Here is a 4,240-nt window from a genome sequence, read left to right as displayed (position 1 = left end):
TGGTACGACATAGTAGCCTTGTCAGACAGCATCTCGAACAATTTACATAAAGATTATGAGCAGTTTTTGATGTTTTATGAAAGCAAAAAAACCTCTAAATTTCTTTAGAGGTTTTTGGTACGACATAGTAGCCTTGTCAGATGGCATCTCGAACAATCTGTTGAAAGATTATGAGCAGTTTTTGATGTTTTATGAAGGCAAAAAACCTCTAAAGAAATTTAGAGGTTTCTTGTACAAACGTCTATAATTTGCGTATACCACGACATAATATAATGGCGATTTCTGGACATAAAACTGAAAAAATATTTTATAAATATATCAAAGTTGAAAAAGAAGTAAATGCTTTGAGAATTTCGAAATATGCTTTTCTTAAATAACACTTTTGAGAAAAAATTTAATAGGGCAAATAAGCCCTTTAAAATTAAATATATAAATAATTTGACAGAAATAAATGTTTTTATTAATAACAATAAACTAAATACGATTTAATAAAATGTAGAATTTTTAATTACTGCTATTATAATAGCACTGAACGAAGCTAAGCAAAATTTCATTATTAATCATATTGTTTGACTTAAAAAATTAGTTCTTACTGTAAAGAACTACACTAAATCTTATACATTAAAAAAAAGAGACTCTTGTAAAACAAGAAGTCTCTTTTAACCAAATAAATTAGGATTATAACTATAGTGGGGATATAGTTGTGTAGATTTTGGTTAACTAAACTTAAAAAAAAATAAACATAACATAATAAAAACTCTTATATTTTTTTTAACAATTGTATCACATTTTTTGTGTTTGTTTTATTGTGGATTCTCCTTTTGTATGTACTTACCGTACTCATTCGTAAAGAAAGCTGTTTTGAAATCTCACTTACTGAATTTCCTTTCATTAATAAAATAAAACATTGCAACTCTCTTTTAGATAACGCATTATCTTTTAGAATATTTTTACTTTTTCTTTTGTTCTTTAACAATTTGCGCTTTAAACATAATAAACGTAATCGCTTAATAACTTCGTATTCTTTAATATCTTTCTTAAGAAAAATAGCATCTTTAGTTTCCGAAAATTTATTATCATCATTTTTTTCTACAAAAAAAACTACTTTAATTTCTTTTAAAGTATCCAAAATACGTTCATTTATTTGAAATAAATCAGCGGGGGTTAAAACATCAAAAACCAGTAAATCAATACATATATCTGTTGCAAAAACATCTTCTAATGTATTAGCTTTATATATAGTGACATTTGGATAACTTTTTTTAACACATAAAGAAATACCAATTTGAAATATAGTATCGCAACTATAAATTAAAACTTTGTAACTCATAATAATAATTTGACATACAACTAACTATTCAAACAATTATTTTAAAATTTTATTTGAAAATTATATTTGTAATAATTAAGTATACAATTTAATTCCTTCGCAAATAAAACTAAATAAACATTATTATGCTATACGAATATTGTTATTACTAAACGAATGTTAACAATATTTAACTTTTGACTTGTAGCGTACAGTATTTATTTTCTATTTCCACCGTTAATATATTATAAACTTAAAACAAAATAAACCAATTAACTGAATACTAAACAAATGGAATATTAAGTAACAATTAAAATCAGTTACAATTATTGTTTAATAGTATTTTAAAATTTCGTCTAAACTCGCTAATTTAGCTTCAATTTTTCCTAATTCATCAATTAAAAAAATAGTAGGTGTTCCTAGAACAGCATAGTTTTTAAAATTTACTCCTTTAAAACCTTTGTAGTCACAGTATTTATCTTTCCATGGGAAACTATTAGCAATATTTTTAAATTCTTGCTCACTTTCATCTGCAGAAATAGAAATAACTCTAATTCCTTTACTTAAAAGTAAATCGTAATGATTAGGTAATTGTTTCATCAAATCTTCACATGGACCACAACCTGATTTATAAAAAACCAAAAGTGTTTTTTTATACCCAATCTTTGCAAAATCTTTACTTTTTAAAGTTAACGATTTTGGAATTTGGTTTTTATCATTATCTATTAACTCTACAAAAGTTAAATCAGGAGCTTCCTTGCCTATTTGAATGTTCTTTGAAGCATATATTTGAGCAACTTTACCACTTGTGTTTAGCAATCTTTTATCAGCTTTTTCAGTTAGATAACCTACAATTTCCGCTTGAGCTTCCCCCCAGTTAAATTGCTCTGTAATAGAAAATGCAGCTTCTGCTAGTTTAGTATAGGCTTCAGGCTTTCGGGTGCGTTCTAATGCTGTGATAATATCTTTACCAAACAGTTTATGATAAGGAGCACTTTTATCATATGCCCCCAAAAATTCATTAATTTCTACAAACCAAGTATTGTTATCTAAGTAAAGTTCATCAAAATTCAAGTTTTTTGTTAGTCTTTCTCGAAGAATTTGCACATGTGGACGAAAATCTTGCATATTCAAAGCTTCTAAAACTTCTGGAGATGCATTTTGTTGAATATAGGCTTTAGCATCATCTTGCATTTTCTGAATTAAATCTGAAGCAACCATACCACTAGGTTGGTTGTGATATAAATAACTCTTATACATTGCCGGCAACATAGGCACATTGGCTACCAATGTGTTTTTTAAATCGGTATATTGAAATAAATTTTTAGCTCTATAAGTTTGAAAATCATTATAACTCATTCCTCTCTGTGGGACAACTTGCTGAAACATTAATGCATATACATTCATATAAGTGTCTTTAGGGTATTGGGCAGCAATAGATTGGCAATATTTGTTAAACTGAGTTGCTTTTACAATATAATTTTTAATTAATTGCTTGTAAAATGAGTCTTTTTTCTCCAGTAATCCCATCAATTGCTCTATTTGAGTAAGCAAAGCTTGAGTTTTTTCTAAACGAATGTTTAAGTCTTTAATATGATTGCTGGGTTCGCCGCCCTTTATAAAACTAAGATAACCAGTTTCTTGTCTCCAAGAGGTTTGATAACTTATATCAGCACCCATGTACACAAACCTAATACTCCCATGTGGGTGTGGATTATCAATATTCTTTTTATCTTTATATTCGCCTTCTGAGGCTACTACATAGAGGGTGTTTGGGGTATAGATTTTAGCATCTAATTGTTTTACAAAAGTACCTTTATCATCTAATTGCAAACTGTCTATTAACACATATTTACCTTTTTCATATTTACCAATGTAATATTTTGAATACAAATAGCCTTGATAGTCGCCCGAAAGTATTTGGGCTTGCATCAAAAACGAAAAGTAAAACATAATAAAAGCTGTTAATTTAATTTTCATGTGAATATGCATTAGTTATTGTTAATAATGTTAAATTGTTATATCTATTAAATGTATTTATAGCTCATAAAGCCGTTAAATAAAATAATAATAATAATACTTCTACTATTTTGACATATTAAATAAGAATTATGATCATAAGCCAACCAAAAAGTAACTAGATTATAGATATAATCATATTGATCATTTTCTAATTTATCTTTTACGCTCATCCTGAAACTATCAAATAAAACAAAATAATAAATAAATAGAATTTTATTCTGCTACACAACGCACAGAAAAGCCGTTTATGCGATAGCTGTTGTCGGCTGGGTTCACACTGCCGCTATTGAATTCGAGGTTGTAGGCATTATTGGAGCCAATCACGGTAGAACTCCAGTAGAAGGCGAAGCTACCACGGACGCCGAGCGCGCCATCGCTACTGTCACGGTAGCCCGAAGCAGGAAGGTATAAGGAATTGTTCACATTTTTACCTGCAATATAGTTGGTAGAACTGCTGGTATATGTTCCCACATTGCTCCAGTTGACTTGTGTGTTTACTGGTGTAGTGCTGTAAATGCTTTCCCATTCATTTCGGGTTGGCACACGGTAGCCACTTGGGCAAGGGTCATTAGCCGTTTTTACAGGGCTTCCTTCGGTTAGGTTCCAGGCACCAACTGCTGCTGGGCTGGTGCTCCAGCTTGCCACGGCTGCCTCGTTGGTTTGTCCTGCTCCAGGTCCGGTGGGTGCTGCTGCAAAACCTTCTGTGCCACTATTGGGTTTGGTTCTGTAGCCATCCCCGTTAGTATCCACTTGTTTTTTTCCCCATTGAAAATAGGCACCATTTAGCTTCCAGCTGGGTACTAATGGGTCAGCTGTTTCATCAGCGCCTAAGTTATGGCATTTAAATACCAAAATCCCACCAGTATTAGTGGGCACAGAGCATGGTCTTGATGCTACATTAGTCCAACT

The 4,240-nt window shown here is 30.6% G+C and carries 3 protein-coding genes; all 3 read right to left on the bottom strand.

From position 1 onward, the window contains the following. Window positions 1-760: 760 nt before the first annotated feature. On the bottom strand, window positions 761-1,330 hold the full coding sequence (locus ABWO04_RS10170) for a helix-turn-helix transcriptional regulator (RefSeq protein ID WP_353079597.1): 570 nt from the start codon (window positions 1,328-1,330) through the stop codon (window positions 761-763). A gap of 312 nt (window positions 1,331-1,642) precedes the next feature. After that, the gene (locus ABWO04_RS10165; RefSeq protein ID WP_353079596.1) at window positions 1,643-3,289 is read right to left on the bottom strand and encodes a peroxiredoxin family protein; all 1,647 of its coding nucleotides are present in this window, start codon (window positions 3,287-3,289) and stop codon (window positions 1,643-1,645) included. Between the two features lie 255 nt (window positions 3,290-3,544). Next, on the bottom strand, window positions 3,545-4,240 hold a 696-nt coding region (locus ABWO04_RS10160; protein WP_353079595.1), incomplete at its 5' end, for an FISUMP domain-containing protein.

The organism is Flavobacterium sp. (assembly GCF_040382755.1).
Lineage (GTDB): Bacteria > Bacteroidota > Bacteroidia > Flavobacteriales > Flavobacteriaceae > Flavobacterium.
The sequence above is the reverse complement of the archived record's forward strand: the minus strand, read 5'-3'. Positions and strand labels throughout refer to the sequence as shown.

Bases quoted from the DNA above. Each gene is read 5' to 3' on its own strand.
- ABWO04_RS10165 (WP_353079596.1), bottom strand. From the start codon at position 3,289: ATGAAAATTAAATTAACAGCTTTTATTATGTTTTACTTTTCGTTTTTG.
- ABWO04_RS10170 (WP_353079597.1), bottom strand. From the start codon at position 1,330: ATGAGTTACAAAGTTTTAATTTATAGTTGCGATACTATATTTCAAATT.